15 protein-coding genes are annotated in these 14,668 nt (G+C 71.1%); 7 read left to right on the top strand and 8 right to left on the bottom strand.

From position 1 onward, the window contains the following. Nucleotides 1-74: 74 nt before the first annotated feature. Entirely contained in the window at nucleotides 75-536 is a 462-nt protein-coding gene (locus tag ABT340_RS03880; protein ID WP_352009112.1) for a carboxymuconolactone decarboxylase family protein, read from the top strand. Next, entirely contained in the window at nucleotides 533-760 is a 228-nt protein-coding gene (locus ABT340_RS03875) for a VOC family protein (protein WP_352009111.1), read from the top strand. Before ABT340_RS03880 ends, ABT340_RS03875 begins: the two co-directional genes overlap by 4 nt. A gap of 322 nt (nucleotides 761-1,082) precedes the next feature. Here ABT340_RS03875 and ABT340_RS03870 read toward each other — a convergent pair whose 3' ends face one another. Then, nucleotides 1,083-1,337, bottom strand: coding sequence for a Smr/MutS family protein (locus ABT340_RS03870; RefSeq protein ID WP_184714345.1), 255 nt, complete (start codon nucleotides 1,335-1,337; stop codon nucleotides 1,083-1,085). Between the two features lie 269 nt (nucleotides 1,338-1,606). On the opposite strand from ABT340_RS03870, the gene ABT340_RS03865 reads away from it, so the two are divergent. After that, nucleotides 1,607-4,951 carry a S8 family serine peptidase gene (locus tag ABT340_RS03865; protein WP_352009110.1) on the top strand — a complete coding sequence of 1,115 codons (3,345 nt, stop codon included), beginning with the start codon at nucleotides 1,607-1,609 and terminating at the stop codon, nucleotides 4,949-4,951. Nucleotides 4,952-4,993: 42 nt separating this feature from the next. Here ABT340_RS03865 and ABT340_RS03860 read toward each other — a convergent pair whose 3' ends face one another. Then, nucleotides 4,994-5,422, bottom strand: a complete 429-nt coding sequence (locus tag ABT340_RS03860) for a CBS domain-containing protein (protein ID WP_352009109.1) — start codon at nucleotides 5,420-5,422, stop codon at nucleotides 4,994-4,996. A gap of 176 nt (nucleotides 5,423-5,598) precedes the next feature. Here ABT340_RS03860 and ABT340_RS03855 point away from each other — a divergent pair, with 176 nt between their 5' ends. Together ABT340_RS03855 and ABT340_RS03850 are read left to right on the top strand one after the other, a co-directional pair. Beyond that, nucleotides 5,599-7,017, top strand: coding sequence for an aminopeptidase P family protein (locus ABT340_RS03855; RefSeq protein WP_352009108.1), 1,419 nt, complete (start codon nucleotides 5,599-5,601; stop codon nucleotides 7,015-7,017). A 47-nt stretch (nucleotides 7,018-7,064) separates the two neighbouring features. Next, on the top strand, nucleotides 7,065-7,742 hold the full coding sequence (locus ABT340_RS03850) for a 4'-phosphopantetheinyl transferase superfamily protein (protein ID WP_352009107.1): 678 nt from the start codon (nucleotides 7,065-7,067) through the stop codon (nucleotides 7,740-7,742). On the opposite strand, the gene ABT340_RS03845 is transcribed toward ABT340_RS03850, so the two are convergent. Then, nucleotides 7,659-8,624 carry a cation diffusion facilitator family transporter gene (locus tag ABT340_RS03845; protein ID WP_352009106.1) on the bottom strand — a complete coding sequence of 322 codons (966 nt, stop codon included), beginning with the start codon at nucleotides 8,622-8,624 and terminating at the stop codon, nucleotides 7,659-7,661. The genes ABT340_RS03850 and ABT340_RS03845 overlap by 84 nt on opposite strands. Before the next feature lie 128 nt (nucleotides 8,625-8,752). Here ABT340_RS03845 and ABT340_RS03840 point away from each other — a divergent pair, with 128 nt between their 5' ends. Both ABT340_RS03840 and ABT340_RS03835 read left to right on the top strand, forming a co-directional pair. Beyond that, complete coding sequence (locus tag ABT340_RS03840) at nucleotides 8,753-9,343, top strand: malonic semialdehyde reductase (RefSeq protein WP_352009105.1); 591 nt, start codon at nucleotides 8,753-8,755, stop codon at nucleotides 9,341-9,343. Nucleotides 9,344-9,358: 15 nt separating this feature from the next. After that, complete coding sequence (locus ABT340_RS03835; RefSeq protein WP_352009104.1) at nucleotides 9,359-9,913, top strand: MarR family winged helix-turn-helix transcriptional regulator; 555 nt, start codon at nucleotides 9,359-9,361, stop codon at nucleotides 9,911-9,913. Nucleotides 9,914-9,954: 41 nt separating this feature from the next. On the opposite strand, the gene der is transcribed toward ABT340_RS03835, so the two are convergent. The 5 genes from der to ABT340_RS03810 all read right to left on the bottom strand — a co-directional run bounded on the left by der (nucleotide 9,955) and on the right by ABT340_RS03810 (nucleotide 14,393). Further along, the gene (gene der / locus ABT340_RS03830) at nucleotides 9,955-11,379 is read right to left on the bottom strand and encodes a ribosome biogenesis GTPase Der (protein ID WP_352009103.1); all 1,425 of its coding nucleotides are present in this window, start codon (nucleotides 11,377-11,379) and stop codon (nucleotides 9,955-9,957) included. Next, nucleotides 11,376-12,011 (bottom strand): (d)CMP kinase, encoded by a 636-nt coding sequence (cmk, locus tag ABT340_RS03825; protein WP_352009465.1) that lies wholly within the window; start codon nucleotides 12,009-12,011, stop codon nucleotides 11,376-11,378. Before cmk ends, der begins: the two co-directional genes overlap by 4 nt. 135 nt (nucleotides 12,012-12,146) lie before the next feature. Next, nucleotides 12,147-13,229 carry a prephenate dehydrogenase gene (locus ABT340_RS03820; protein WP_352009102.1) on the bottom strand — a complete coding sequence of 361 codons (1,083 nt, stop codon included), beginning with the start codon at nucleotides 13,227-13,229 and terminating at the stop codon, nucleotides 12,147-12,149. 33 nt (nucleotides 13,230-13,262) lie between these two features. Further along, nucleotides 13,263-13,622 (bottom strand): chorismate mutase, encoded by a 360-nt coding sequence (gene aroH / locus ABT340_RS03815; protein ID WP_352009101.1) that lies wholly within the window; start codon nucleotides 13,620-13,622, stop codon nucleotides 13,263-13,265. Nucleotides 13,623-13,676: 54 nt separating this feature from the next. Next, a complete protein-coding gene (locus ABT340_RS03810; protein WP_352009100.1) occupies nucleotides 13,677-14,393 on the bottom strand; it encodes a pseudouridine synthase in 717 nt (238 codons plus the stop codon). Between the last annotated feature and the right edge of the window lie 275 nt (nucleotides 14,394-14,668).

Below are 14,668 nucleotides of genomic sequence, written 5' to 3'. Positions count from 1 at the left end.
CGCCGAATTGACCCAAGATTCCGACAGTGGAATGCACCTCCTGAGCGGTCTATCAACTCCCTAGGTTAGTGCGCATGACGGACACCGCGCCCCGCCTCAACTTCGCCGCCGCCGCCCCGAAGGCGTTCAGATCCCTGATCGGCTTCGACGCCGCCGCCCGCGACGGCCTCGACCCCGCCCTGGCCGAGCTGATCCAGATCCGTTCCTCCCAGCTCAACGGCTGCGCCTACTGCCTGCACATGCACGTCACCGACGCCCGCAAGGCCGGTGAGGACGACCTTCGTCTCCACATGATCGGGGTCTGGCGCGAGGCGAAGCACTTCTTCTCCTCCAGGGAACAGGCCGCGCTGGCCCTGACCGAAGCGGTCACCCTGATCGCCGACGCCGGCGTCCCCGACGAGGTCTACGCCGAAGCCGCCGCCCGGTTCGAAGAGGCCGAGTTGGCCCACGTGCTCGCCGTCATCCTCACCGTCAACACCTGGAACCGCGTCGCCGTCACCACCGCCAAGATCGCCGGAACGGACGAGCGCCGATGACGATCGACGCCTCCATCCGGATCCGCATCGCGCGCCCCTCCCTCGACCTGGCCGCCCCCGTCGGCCAGGCCCTGCTCGACCGGCTCCTGTCCGCGGGAGGCGTCCGTGTTCCCGCCCACAGCCCCTACTGGGACGCCCACGGCGCCACCCTCACCGACCCTGACGGCTACCGCCTCGTCCTCAGCACCCGCTCCTGGAGCCCCGGCACGGTCTCACAACGGTGAGTCCTTCCCGTCCTCGGGTGGTCCGCGCGCCTCCGTGACTCTGGAGGACGGCGACGGCCTCGCAGAGGTGACCGGTCTTGCCGGGGCCGCGGCGTAGCTTGAGAATCCTCCAGCTCTTCAGCCGGGCGTCCGCGTGTTCGCCGAGTCCGCGTAGGCGGGCACGGCGATGCCTGCCGGAGAAGTACGGCCGGTCGGCGGTGATCCGGCCGATGTGGTCAGGTGCCGTCCGGCCCGAGGTGGCGCAGGCCGTCCTGCCTGGCCCGGCGCAGCGCCCGGCCAGGCTTGGGTGAGCGCGCCGAAGGCGGCGTCACAGCCGGCGGGTCTACTTGTGCCTGAAGTAGACGAACAGGCGGCCGTGGTTCTTGGAGTCCTTGTCGATGCGGTGGTAGAGGGCCTTGATCTCCTTCTGTTCGAGGAAACGCAGGACCTTCTTCTTGAGCTGACCTGACCCCTTGCCGGGGATGATCTCGACCTCGGTCGCCCGCTTCCTGATGGCCTCGTCGATGATGTCCCGCAGTGCCCGGTCGATCTCACCGCCGCGGTTGAAGATCGGGTGGAGGTCCAGCTTCAGTTTCACGGTTCCAGCCTCTCATCGCACGTGCTCGCGGACGAGCCCACCCGGGACCGGGCCAGCTATCTCGATGATTGCCGAAATTTCCGTATCTAGGCAAACAAAGGGGCTCTAGCTAGGCTCCCATTCATGATCAGCCGCCCATATCGGGCGGCCGTTCCCTCGTCACCCAGCGGGGAGAGCCGAGGCCTCCTCAACCGCGCCCGGACGCGGCGGGTGACCGGGCGCCTCCTTGCGGTGTGACACGCTCACGCGTCCCCCAAGGAGGTCCCCAGTTGTCAAGCACGTCCCCCTCGCCACGGACCCGGCGCCTGGTCGCGGCCGTCGCGGGCGCCGGGCTCGTCGCGATCATGATCCCGCCGGCTCACGCGGACCCGGCTCCCTCTCCTCCCGGCCGGGGGAAGTGGACGGTGACCCCGCTGACCGGCGGCGAGCCGATGCAGGGCGCCAGGTCCGAGACCGGCAGGATCGCCAGGAGCGACCAGGCGCTGCTGCGCTCCACCTCCGACGCGACCGTCAACGTGATGGTCAAACTCGACTACGACTCCTACGCCGCCTACCGGGGCGGGCTCGACGGCCTGCCCGCGACGAGCCCCGCCGAGACGGGAAGGGCCCTCGACGTCCGCGGCGCCGAGGCCAGGAGGTACACCGGGCACATCGAGCGGGTCGAGGACGACTTCCTGACCGCGCTGGCCAGAGAGGTCCCCGGCGCCAAGGCCGGACAGCGGCTGCGGACCGTCTACGGCGGGATCGCGCTGCGCATCCCGGCCAGTAAGGCGGCCCTGGTCGCCCGGCTCCCCGGGGTCGCCGCCGTGCAGGAGGACAAACCGGAGCAACTCCTGACCGACTCGAGCGCCTCCTTCATCGGGGCGCCCACGGTCTACGGCAGGCTCGGCGGCGCCTCCTCCTCGGGCAAGGGCGTCGTCGTCGGCGTCCTCGACTCCGGCGCCTGGCCGGAACACCCCCAGTTCGCCGACCCCGGCACGCTGCCCGCGGTTCCCCCTACCAAGGACGGGACTCCGCGTGCCTGCGCCTTCGGCGACAACCCGCTGACCCCGCGGACCGACCCGTTCACCTGCAACCGCAAGCTGATCGGCGGTGCGCCCTTCCTGGAGACCTACAACTCCGCCTATCCGGGGGAGACGTACCCGGACAGTGCCCGTGACTCGAACGGCCACGGCACGCACACCGCGACCACCGCCGCAGGCGGCCCGGTCTCCGGCGCCACCCTGCTCGGTGTCGACCGGGGCCCGCTGCACGGCGTCGCCCCCGCCGCGCACGTGTCGGTCTACAAGGTCTGCGGGCAGCAGGGCTGCTTCCCCTCCGACGCCGCGCAGGCCGTCGGCCGGGCGATCCTCGACGGCGTCCAGGTGATCAACTACTCCGTCTCGGGCGGCGCCTCCCCCTACAGCGACCCGGTCGAACTTGCCTTCCTCGACGCCTACGCGGCGGGAGTGTTCGTCGCGGCCTCCGCGGGCAACACGGGGCCGAAGGCGGGGACCGTCAACCACACAGGCCCGTGGGTGACCACGGTCGCGGCCTCGACGCAGAGCCGTACGTTCCAGTCGGCGATCACGCTGGCGGGCGCGGACGGGGCGAGCGCGACGCTGAAGGGCCTGTCCGTCACGACGGGTGTCGCCTCCCCGCTGCCGGTGGTGCTCGCCTCCGCGGCGCCATACTCGAACGCCTCCTGCTCGGCGCCCGCGCCCGCGGGCCTGTTCACCGGGAAGATCGTCGCCTGTGACAGCGCGGGCGACCGGATTCTCAAGGGCCACAACGTACGGCAGGGCGGCGCCGCGGGCCTGATCGTCTACGACGCCAGGCCGCTCGACCCGATGGCCGACAACCACTGGCTCCCGGCGATCCACCTCGGCAAGCCGGAGGCCGACGCGATGCTGGCCTTCCTGTCCGCGAACCCGGGGGCGACCGCGACGTTCACCCAGGGCGCCAAGGCCGCCGCGCAGGGCGACGTGATGACCTCCTTCTCCTCGCGCGGCCCCGGCGGCGACTTCCTCAAGCCCGACGTCGGCGCGCCCGGCCTGCACATCCTGGCCGGGCAGACGCCGGTCCTGGAAAGCCCGTCCGGCGGCCCGCCCGGCAACCTGTACCAGGTCATGTCGGGCTCCTCGATGGCGGCGCCGCACGTGGCGGGCGCGGCGGCCCTGCTGTTCGCGCTGCACCCGGACTGGACTCCGGGACAGGTCAAGTCGGCCCTGGTGACCACGGCGAAGACCACGGTCACCAAGCAGGACCGCCTCACCCCGGCCGACCCCTTCGACGTCGGCGGCGGCCGTGTCGACCTGACCAGGGCGGGCGATCCCGGCCTGACCCTGAGCGAGAGCGCACGGAACTTCGCCGCCTCGGCGGCCGACGAGCTGAACCGCGTCGACCTGAACCTGCCCTCGGTGAACGCCCCGGTCATGCCGGGTGTCCTCACGGTCAGGCGGACGGTCACCAACGTCACGAACAGGACCCTCCTCTACCGGGCCACCGGCACGACGGTGAACGGGGCGAGCGTCACGGTGCTGCCGCCGATCCTCAGCGTCGGTCCGGGCAGGAGCGCGAAGGTCAGCGTCGTGATCGCCGCGCCCGAGCTGCCGGACGGGCAGTACTTCGGCCGGGTGGACCTCAAGGAGATCGGCGGTAGCCGTGACCTGCACCTTCCCGTGGCGTTCCTCCGCAGGCAGGGGGCCGTCCCGGTCGAGCAGAACTGCGCTCCCTCGGTGATCCGGCGCGGCACCGAGGAGGCGACCTGCACGGTCACCGTGCGCAACGACACCTTCGACAAGACCGAGGTGACGGCGGTCAGCACGCTGGACGGCAGGCTCAGGCTGAACGGCGTGACCGGCGCCGTCAAGATCGGCTCGCAGCTGGCCACGACCAGGGCGACCCTGGCCCCCAGGCAGCCCGACAGGCCGGACGTCGCGCCCGGCACCGGGCCCGCGCCGTACCTCCCGCTGGACGCCTTCGGGGTCAAGCCGACGCCGATCGGCGACGAGCAGGCGCTGAACTTCACCGTCCCGGCGTTCACCTACGCGGGCAGGACCTACACCAGGATCGGCGTCGTCTCCAACGGCTACACGGTCGCGGGCGGCACCTCGGATCCGGCCGACATCAGTCCCGTCCCGCAGTCACTGCCCGACCCGGCGGCGCCGAACAACGTGATCGCCCCCTACTGGACCGATCTGGACGGCACCGACGCGCCCGGCGTCTACGTCGGCACGCTGGCCGACGGCCCCAGCAAGTGGCTGGTGATCGAATGGCGGCTCAAGGTCCGCGGCACCCCGGACACCAAGGTGTTCCAGCAGTGGGTCGGGCTCAACGGCACCGAGGACATCACCTACACCTACGATCCGGACAGACCGCCCGGCGCCCCGTCCGGGGACCTGGGCCTGACCGTGGGCGCGGAGAACGCCGACGGTACGGCGGGCGGCCGGATCTCGGGGCCGCCCACCGGGGACCTGCGGGTCACCAGTGTGCCCGGGGCCCCGGGCGGGAGCCTGACCTACACGTTGAAGGTCAGGGGGGTCAGCCCGGGAACCGGGACGGTGACGACGGGAACCTCGACACCGCAGGTCAAGGGCCTGACCGTCGAGACCGGCAAGGTGATCGTGCGATAGCGGTCCGGGTGGGGTCCGCACCGGGACCCCACCCGGAGAGGGTCAGCGGTGGAGATAGTCGACGAGGTGGGCCCGCTCGGTCTCCAGCGTCTCGATGGAGCTCTTGACCACGTCGCCGATGCTGACGATCCCGGTGAGCCGCCCGTCGGTGACCACCGGGACGTGCCGGATGCGGTGTGTCGTCATGGTCTGGCGCAGGTCGTCGGCGTTGGCGTCCGGCGAGCAGGTACGGACCTCGGTGGTCATGATGGAGGAGACCGGGGCTCCCAGCACGCCGGGCCCGTGCTCGTGCAGCCGCCGTACGATGTCACGCTCGGACACGATGCCGACGATCGAGAAACCGTCCTCGGACACCACCGCGGCGCCGATGTTGTGCTCGGCGAGCAGCCCGAGCAGGTCTGTTACCGTCGCGTCGGGGCGGACGGTCGTCACCACGGAGCCCTTGGCCTGCAGAATCTTCCCAATCAGCATGGAAACCACCTCGGTTCGGCGTGGCTGGGGTATCCCTGGGTTTTGCCCTGGCCGGGTGCGCCCTAAGCATGAGCAGGGCGGCCCCTGCGACCGTTATGTCACACATGGTGGTGGGATGCGCGTCCCGCCTCAGATTAGTAACGTGTGAAATACCACAATCTCACCACGGGGAAACGATGACCGACAAGCTCAACACCGGCAGCCACGACCTACCGGTCTCCGAGGCCCTCGCCGCGTTCATGGGCACGGGCTGGGCCGACACCCACCGGGACGACCTGGCCGCGCTGCCGCAGGCCGCCTACACCGCCAAGCGCCGTGCCGCACTGGCCGCGCGCTTTCCGGGCGAGCGGCTGGTCATCCCGTCCGGCACGCTCAAGGTCCGCAGCAACGACACCGACTACCGGTTCAGGGCGCACAGCGCCTTCGCCTACCTGACCGGGGACCAGGAGCCGGACGACGTCCTGGTCGTCGAGCCCTCGGGGACCGCGACCCTGTTCCTGCGTCCTCGTTCGCCGCGCTCGGCACCGGGACGGGCCGGGCAGGAGTTCTACCGCGACCGCCGCTACGGCGAGTTCTGGGTCGGCAGGCGCCCCGACCTGGCGGAGGCCGAGTCGCTCTACCTGATCGACTGCGCGCCGATCGATCGCCTCGGCGAAGCGCTCACCGGGCCCGCCAGGGTGCTGCGCGGGATCGACGCCTCCGTCGACGCCCTGGTCTCCCCGCACGAGGGCGACGCGGAGCTTGAGACGTTCCTGTCCGAGATGCGGCTGATCAAGGACGAGTGGGAGGTCGCCGAGCTCCAGTTCTCCGTCGAGGCGACCGTCCGCGGCTTCGAGGACGTGGTCAGGGCGCTCCCCCAGGCGATGCGGCACCGGCGCGGCGAGCGCTACCTGGAGGGGGTCTTCGGGCTCCGCTCCCGTCTCGAAGGCAACGCCGTCGGCTACGACAGCATCGTGGCCTCCGGCGCGCACGCGTGCGTTCTGCACTGGATCCGCAACGACGGCGCCCTGAACGGCGACGACCTGCTCCTGCTGGACGCCGGCGTCGAGACCGACTCCCTCTACACCGCCGACATCACCAGGACCCTGCCGCTCTCCGGCCGTTTCAGCCCGGTCCAGCGGCAGGTCTACGAGCTGGTCCTGCAGGCGCAGGACGCGGCGATCTCCACCCTGCGCCCCGGCGCCAGGTTCCGTGACTTCCACATGGCGGCCATGCGGGTCATCGCCGAGGGGCTGCACGACTGGGGAGTGCTGAAGATCGGCGCCGACGAGGCCCTGGAACCCGGCAGCGGCCTGTACCGCCGCTACACGCTGTGCAGCAGCGGCCACATGCTCGGTATCGATCTGCACGACTGCGCCAAGGCCCGTGCCGAGACCTACCTGGACGGCGTGCTCGCGGAGGGGCAGGTGCTCACCGTCGAACCCGGCCTCTACCTCCAGCCCGACGACCTGACCCTTCCTCCCGAACTGCGCGGCATCGGCGTGCGCATCGAGGACGACCTCGTCATCACCGCCGACGGCGCCCGCCTGATGTCCTCCGGGCTGCCCCGCCGCCCGGACGAGATCGAGGAGTGGATGGCCGGGCTCCTCTCCTGACCCAGGCACCCACGACCCGCCGCCCGGACGGGCCCTAGTCTGGGCGGATGCCTGATTGCCTGGTGCTGGCCGGTCCGACCGACGAGATCTACTCCCCCGCCGCGCTGGACCTGCTCACCGAGGTGGAGCGGGAGCGGGCGGCGCGCTTCCTCAAGGAGGCCCACCGCCGCGACTTCGTGGCCGCCCACCTCCTGGTACGGCGCTGCGCCGCCCGGGTGACCGGAGTGCCCGAGGAGGAGCTGACGCTGCTGCAGCACTGCGACCGCTGTGGCCCGGGGCACGGCAGGCCGTCCCTGGCGGAGTTCCCCGAGCTCGGCGTCAGCCTCTCCCACACCGGGGGGTACGTGTGCGCGGCGGCGGGCCCGGGGCGGATCGGCGTCGACGCCGAGCGGGTGCCCGGGGGCCCGTTTGAGGAGTCCCTGGCGGCACAGGCGCTGTCCCCCGCAGAAAGGGCCCTGGTCGCCGACAACGAGTCGCTGATCCGTCTGTGGGTCCGCAAGGAGGCCCTCATCAAGCGCGGGGAACTCGCTCTCGACGGCCTGCGCTCGGCCGACCTGTCCGCGCTTCCCCTCGACGGCGCCGGGGACGGACGGCGGCGCCTGGAGTGGGAGGGCAGGCACCTGCTGGAGTGGCGCACCGCCTCAGGCGTCGCGGTCAGCGTCGTCACCGACCGCCCGGCCACGTTTGGCCTGTTCCCCGGGAGTCGGGTCGAGGAAGACCTGTGAGATGGCCGGGAAGCGTTCGGCGAGCGTGCGCTCGACCCGGTCCGCGGCGCGTTCGAGCGCGCCCGCCGTGCTCTCGTCGACGAAGTCCACCCGGGCGGCGACCATGATCTCATCGGGGCCCAGCATCATGGTCAGCAGCTCGACCACCGCCTCGACCTCGGGCATCGCGAGCAGTTCGGCCCTGATCTCCCGCTCGACCCGTGCCGGTGCCGACTGGCCGATCAGCAGGGAGGCGTTGGCGCGGATGAGGTTGAGCGCCACGCCCAGGAGCAGCAGGCCGATCACCACGGAGGCGGCGCCGTCCCACAGGGAGGATCCGGTCACCTGGTAGCCGAGCAGTCCGGCCGCGGCGATCAGCAGGCCGACCAGCGCGGCGGCGTCCTCGAAGACGACGGCCTTGAGCGCGGTGTCCGGGGTCCTGGCGACGTAGCGCCCCGGGCTGACCCGCAGTCTCCTGGCCTGCCCGCGCACCTGCGACAGGGCCTTGAGGAGGGAGATCCCCTCGACGACGAAGGCGATCGCCAGGACCAGGTAGGAGAGCCTCAGGTCGGCCAGTTCCTCGCCGTGGGCGATCTCGTGCACGCCATGGGTGATCGAGAACCCGGCTCCGCCGATGAGGGTGGCGAAGGCGGCCATGAGCGCCCAGAAGAAGCCCGCCATGCCGTACCCGAAGGGGTGGCGGGCGTCCGCGGGGCGTCCGGCCCTGCGCACCGCGATGAACAGCAGGACCTCGGTGACCGTGTCCGCGGCCGAGTGCGCGGCCTCGGACAGCATCGCCGAGGAGCCGCTGACCAGTCCCGCCACCAGCTTGGCCACGGCGATGGCGAGGTTGGCCAGCCCCGCGACGATCACCGTGCCGAGGCTCTCCTGCTTGTCCTCCACTCTTCACCTCCTCCCCGCCGTCCGGTCGTGACGCACGTCTCCTGCCCACCGTGGAATAGTTGAATCTTCACCTATGTTGACGGCAGAGAACGCTAGAAACCGTGCATATAACCCACAAGGGGTGAAACATGTCGCTCGTGCTCTCTCCCGAGGCCCAGGACCTGCTCTTCCGTGAGGCCCGTACGGCCAACACCTTCACCACGGAACCGGTGAGCGACGAACAGGTGCGAGCGATCTACGACCTGGTCAAGTACGCCCCCACCGCGATGAACCAGCAGCCGCTGCGAGTCGTCCTGGTGCGCTCGCCGCAGGCCCGGGAACGCCTGGTCCGCCTGATGGCGCCGGGCAACCAGGCCAAGACCGCGGCCGCCCCGCTGGTCGCCATCCTCGCCGCCGACCTCGACTTCCACGAGGAGTTGCCCAAGGTCTTCCCGCACCGGCCGCAGGCCAGGGACGCCTTCGCCGCCGACGAGGCGCTGCGCTCCCGCACCGCGACGTTCAACGCGGCGCTGCAGGTCGGCTACTTCATCCTGGGCGTACGCGCGGCGGGTCTCGCCGCGGGCCCGATGGCGGGCTACGACGCCGCCGGCGTCGACAAGGAGTTCCTCGACGAGGCCCACACCGTGCTGGCGGTCGTCAACATCGGCAGGCCCGGCCCTGACGCCTGGTTCGACCGCCTTCCCCGCCTGACCTACGAGGAGGTCGTAACCACCGTCTGAGGTAAGTTCTGCTCTATGAGCCAGGAGCGATCACGGCACGGCGGGCGAAACGGCCAACCCGTGGCGGCCTCCAGCACGACGAGCGAGGAACGGGTGATAGCAGCAGTGAACGACGAGGAGCCCCGCTGGCTCTCCACGATGGAGCAGCGGGCCTGGCGTGCTCATCTGGCCGCGCACAAACTACTTGAGCACCGCCTCGATCGTGACCTGCAGACCTTCGGGCTTTCGGTGAACGACTACGAGATCCTGGTCAACCTCTCGGAGAGCCCGGGCCACCGGATGCGCATGAGCGACCTCGCCGACGCCACGATCCAGTCCCGCAGCCGCCTGTCCCACCAGATCTCCCGGATGGAGGCGGCCGGACTGGTCGCCAGGGAGACCTGCGTCGACGACAGGCGCGGCACCTTCGCGGTGCTCACCGAGCACGGCTGGGCCACGATCCAGCAGGTCGCCCCGCATCACGTGGCCAGCGTACGGCAGCACTTCATCGACCTGCTGACCGACGACCAGCTGCGGGAGCTCGAAGCCGCCTACAGCCCGGTCGTGACCCACCTCAAGAGCCTGCGCTGAGTCCGTTCACCGGGTACGGCGCGCCGTACCCGGTGAACGGGTCACTTCTTCTTCTGGCCCTGCCGCTTCTCTCTGATCTTCATCGTGACCTCGATCGGGGAGCCCGCGAAGCCGAACTCCTCACGGATCCTGCGCTCGATGAACCGGCGGTAGGTCTCCTCAAGGAAGCCTGAGGTGAACAGCACGAACCTGGGCGGCTCGGTCGTCGCCTGGGTGGCGAAGAGGATCTTGGGCTGCTTGCCGCCCCTGACGGGGGGCGGGGTCGCCGCGACCAGCTCGGTGAGGAAGGCGTTGAGGCGGGCGGTCGGCACCCGGGTCGACCAGGACTCCAGCGCCTTCTCCAGAGCGGGGACGAGCCTGTCCACGTGCCAGCCGGTCTTGGCGGAGATGTTGACCCGCAGCGCCCACGGAACGCGGACGAGCTGACGGTCGATCTCCTTCTCCAGGTAGTAGCGGCGGTCCTCGTCGAGCAGGTCCCACTTGTTGAACGCCACGACCATGGCCCGCCCCGACTCGATCACCAGGGAGATGATCCGCAGGTCCTGCTCGGTCAGCGTCTCACTGGCGTCGATGAGCACGACCGCGATCTCGGAGCGCTCCAGGGCCGACCTGGTGCGCATGCTGGCGTAGAAGTCGGCGCCCTTCAGCTCGCGGTCACGCCTGCGGATGCCCGCGGTGTCCACGAAACGCCAGGTCTTGCCGCCCAGCTGGATCAGCTCGTCGACCGGATCGCGGGTGGTGCCCGCCATCGGGTCGACCAGGACGCGCTCCTCCCCCGCCAGCTTGTTCAGCAGCGAGGACTTGCCCACGTTCGGCTTGCCGAGCAGGGCCACCCTGCGCGGTCCCCGCTCCTCGCCGAAGCGCTGCGGCGGCGTCTCGGGCAGGCTGTCGAGGACCACGTCGAGCAGGTCACCGCTCGACCGGCCGTGCAGAGCCGAGACCGGGTGGGGCTCGCCCAGGCCGAGGGACCACAGCCCGGCGGCCTCAAGCTCCATCTGCTGGTTGTCGACCTTGTTCGCGGCGAGGATCACCGGCTTGCCCGAGGAGCGCAGCACGTGCCCGACGATCTCGTCGGCGTCGGTCACGCCGACCGTCGCGTCGACCACGAACAGGATCACGTCGGCCAGCTCCGCGGCCACCTGCGCCTGCTCGGCGATCCTCAGCGCCATACCGGTCGCGTCCGGGTCCCAGCCTCCGGTGTCGACGACCGTGAAGCGCCGTCCACGCCAGGTGGCGTCGTAGGTGACCCGGTCCCGGGTCACGCCCGGTACGTCCTCAACGACCGCCTCACGGCGGCCGATGATCCGGTTGACCAGCGTGGACTTGCCCACATTGGGGCGCCCGACCACGGCGACGACCGGCTGAGGACCGGCGTCCTGCCAGTCCTCCTCTGAGCCTTCCCCGGTACCTGAATCGACCGGCCCCGCGTCGATCCAGCCGCTGTCTTCTTCGAATTCCCCTGTCACGTCTTTTCCTTAATCAAACGCAGGATCTCGGCGACGACCTCGTCGAGGTTGAGCGCCGTTGTGTCGAGTTCTACGGCGTCGGCCGCCATCGCGAGCGGGTCCGCCTTGCGTGTGGAGTCCAGGGTGTCGCGCCTGGCCATCGCGGCCTTCTGCGCCTGCACCGTGGTGCCCGCCAGCTCCGCCGTACGGCGCAGCGCCCTGGCGTCGGCGCTCGCGGTCAGATAGATCTTGACCGGGGCGTCCGGGACGACGACCGTGCCGATGTCGCGGCCCTCGACGACGATGCCACCCTCGCCGATGATCTCACGCTGCTCGGCCACCAGCCTGCGCCGCACCTCGGGCACCGCGCTGACCGCGGAGACGGCCGCGGTGACCTCGGCGGTGCGGATGGGAGCCGCCACATCGGCGCCGTCCACGGCGACCGAGGGGGCGTCCGGGTCGGTGCCGAGCGTCAGCACCGGGCCGAGCGCCCTGGCGGCGATCGCCTCCTGGTCGGAGAGATCGACGCCCTGCTGGAGCATCCACCATGTGATCGCCCGGTACATCGCCCCGGTGTCGAGATAACGCAGCCCGAGCGCCCGCGCGACCCCGCGCGACGCGCTCGACTTGCCCGACCCCGAAGGACCGTCCATCGCGACGACCAGTCCGGTCACGACGCCTCTCCCTTGCAGCCCGCTTCAGTTGTCCGTACGAGGCTACCGGGAACGGCGAGGCGATCGCGCATCGGACGACCCGCGGCCGCCGTGAACGGGCCGCGGGGACCGCTTCTAGGGAAGCTGCCAGCCGCCCGCCCGCAACGCCTCCGACAGGGCCGGTACGGCCTCCGGCTGGACCTGCAGTTCGGCGGCGCCCAGGGGCAGCCCCGGGGTGTGCTCAAGGCGGACGTCCTCGATGTTGACACCCGCCGCCTCGGCCACCTGGAACAGCCGGGCCAGCTCTCCGGGGCGGTCGCCGATGACGACCTGGACGCTCGCGTAGGCACGCGCGGGACCGCCGTGCTTGCCGGGAATCCTGGTCGTGCCCACCACACCGCGGCGCAGCAGGCCGGTGACGCCGTCCATGCCGGCGTTCCCGTCCGCCGGGGCTGCGGCGGCGCGCAGCGCGGCGGCGGCGGTGGCCAGATCGTCCGCGATCGCCTCGAGCACGTCGGCGACCGGCAGCGCGTTGCCCGACAGGATGCCGGTCCACAGCGCCGGGTCCCCCGCCGCGATGCGGGTGACGTCACGGACCCCCTGACCGGCCAGGCCGAGCGCGGTCCCGGAGGCTTCGGCGAGCCTGGCGGCCACCGCGGAGGCGGCCACGTGCGGGGCGTGCGAGACGACCGCGACGGCCCTGTCGTGCTCGTCCGCGCCGACCTCGACGGCCTCGCCGCCGCAGAGCTTGATCAGGCCGCGCAGAGCCTCGACCGCGTCGGGCGAGGTCTCCTCCGTCGGGCACAGCGCCCACGGCCTGCCCAGGAACAGGTCGGCCCTGGCCGCCGCCGGGCCCGAGCGCTCCCTGCCCGCCAGGGGGTGCCCCGGCGCGTAGGTGCTCAGGTCGCAGCCGAGCGCCGCCGCTCCCTCGATCGGCAGCCGCTTGACGCTGGCCACGTCGGTGTAGAAGCGCGCCGCGCCCTCCCGCTGCAGACGGGCGATCTGGTCGGCGACGAGGTGCGGCGGGACCGCGACGACCGCGAGCCCGACCCGCCGCCCGTCCCACTCGACGCCCGCGCCGAGTTCCCGCGCCAGCCGTACGGCTCCCGCGTCGCGGTCGGCCAGGTGGACGGGGACGTCGTGGCCGCGCAGGGCGAGGGCGACCGAGGTACCGATCAGGCCCGTGCCGACGACGAGGACGCTCTCAAGGCCGTTCACACGCACTCCTCCGGCGTGACGCTTGGACGGGGGTCACTGGGCGATGTCGACCCGCAGGGCCGCCGCGCCGTGCAGGTAGACATGGTGGATCTCCTGACGCGGCCGGTCGGTCTCCACGTGCGCCATCAGCCGTACGACGCGGGGCAGCGCGCCCGGGACGTCGATCTCCGAGGCGCAGATCAACGGGACGTCGTGAAAGCCGAGCTTGCGTGCCGCCAGGGCGGGGAACTCGGCGTTCAGGTCGGGCGTCGCGGTGAAGATCACACTGATCACGTCGTCGGTGGTGAGCCTGTTGCGTCCCATCACCTCCGTGACCAGCTCGGTCACCCCGGCCAGGATCGCGTCCCTGTCGTTCGCGTCGACCTGGACCGCCCCGCGGATCGCCCGCACCATCGTCGCTCCTTCGTGTCCTGAACGTGTATGTCGGGGAAGGTTACCGGCCTCGGGTCACAGACCCACGGCGGCGTAGAGTTCCCCGACCTCCTTGAGGGTCAGCGCGCGGATCGTCCCCGGCTTGAGCCTGCCGAGTTTGACCGGGCCGAACTCGATACGGGCCAGGTCGATGACCGGGTGCCCGACCTCCTCCAGCATGCGGCGGACGATGTGCTTGCGCCCCTCGTGCAGGACGATCTCCACCAGGGCCTGCTGGCCGTGCTCCTGGACGATGCTGAAGGAGTCGGCCTTGGCGATGCCGTCCTCAAGCTCGACGCCCTTCTTCAGGCGGTGGCCCAGGTCACGCTCGATCCTGCCCGGCACCTTCGCCCAGTACTTCTTCTGCACGCCGTAGCTGGGGTGGGTGAGCCGGTTGGCCAGTTCCCCGTCGTTGGTGAGCAGGATGAGGCCCTCGGTCTCGGTGTCGAGACGGCCCACGTGGAACAGCCGCTCGGTGCGGTCGGCCACGTAGTCGGCCAGCGAGGGGCGGCCGTCGGGGTCGGACATGGTGCTGACGACGCCGAGCGGCTTGTTGATGGCGAGGTAGACGAGGTCGGGCATCGTCGGCAGACGCTTGCCGTCCACGTGGATGACCTGCTTGGCGGGGTCGACCCTGGCGCCGAAACGGCGGACGGTCTGGCCGTCGACCGTCACCCTGCCCGCGCCGATCATCTCCTCGCACGCCCTGCGGCTTGCGACGCCCGCCTGGGCGAGGACCTTCTGCAGCCGCACACCGCCGGGGACCTCGGTGGTGTCGCGCTCGTCGACGTAGTCGGAGTCGTAGAAGTCGAAGTCGCGCTTGGGCTGGCGGGCGGTCTTGAACCGGTCGTTCTCGATCCCCCCGGGCCGCAGAGCGGGCTTCTGGCCCTGCCGGTCCTTCGCCGAGGCGCCCTTGGCGGGCGCGGGACGGCGCTCGCCGTAGGAGTCGGCCCGGCCGCCGCCGATCGTACGGACCTCCGCGCCACGGCCGGTCTTGCCGTAACGACCTCGGGAACCGCCACCGCGGT

The sequence above is a fragment of the Streptosporangium sp. NPDC000239 genome, assembly GCF_040300765.1.
Lineage (GTDB): Bacteria > Actinomycetota > Actinomycetes > Streptosporangiales > Streptosporangiaceae > Streptosporangium.
Note: the sequence above shows the minus strand (reverse complement) of the source record. Positions and strands in the feature narration are given on the sequence as shown.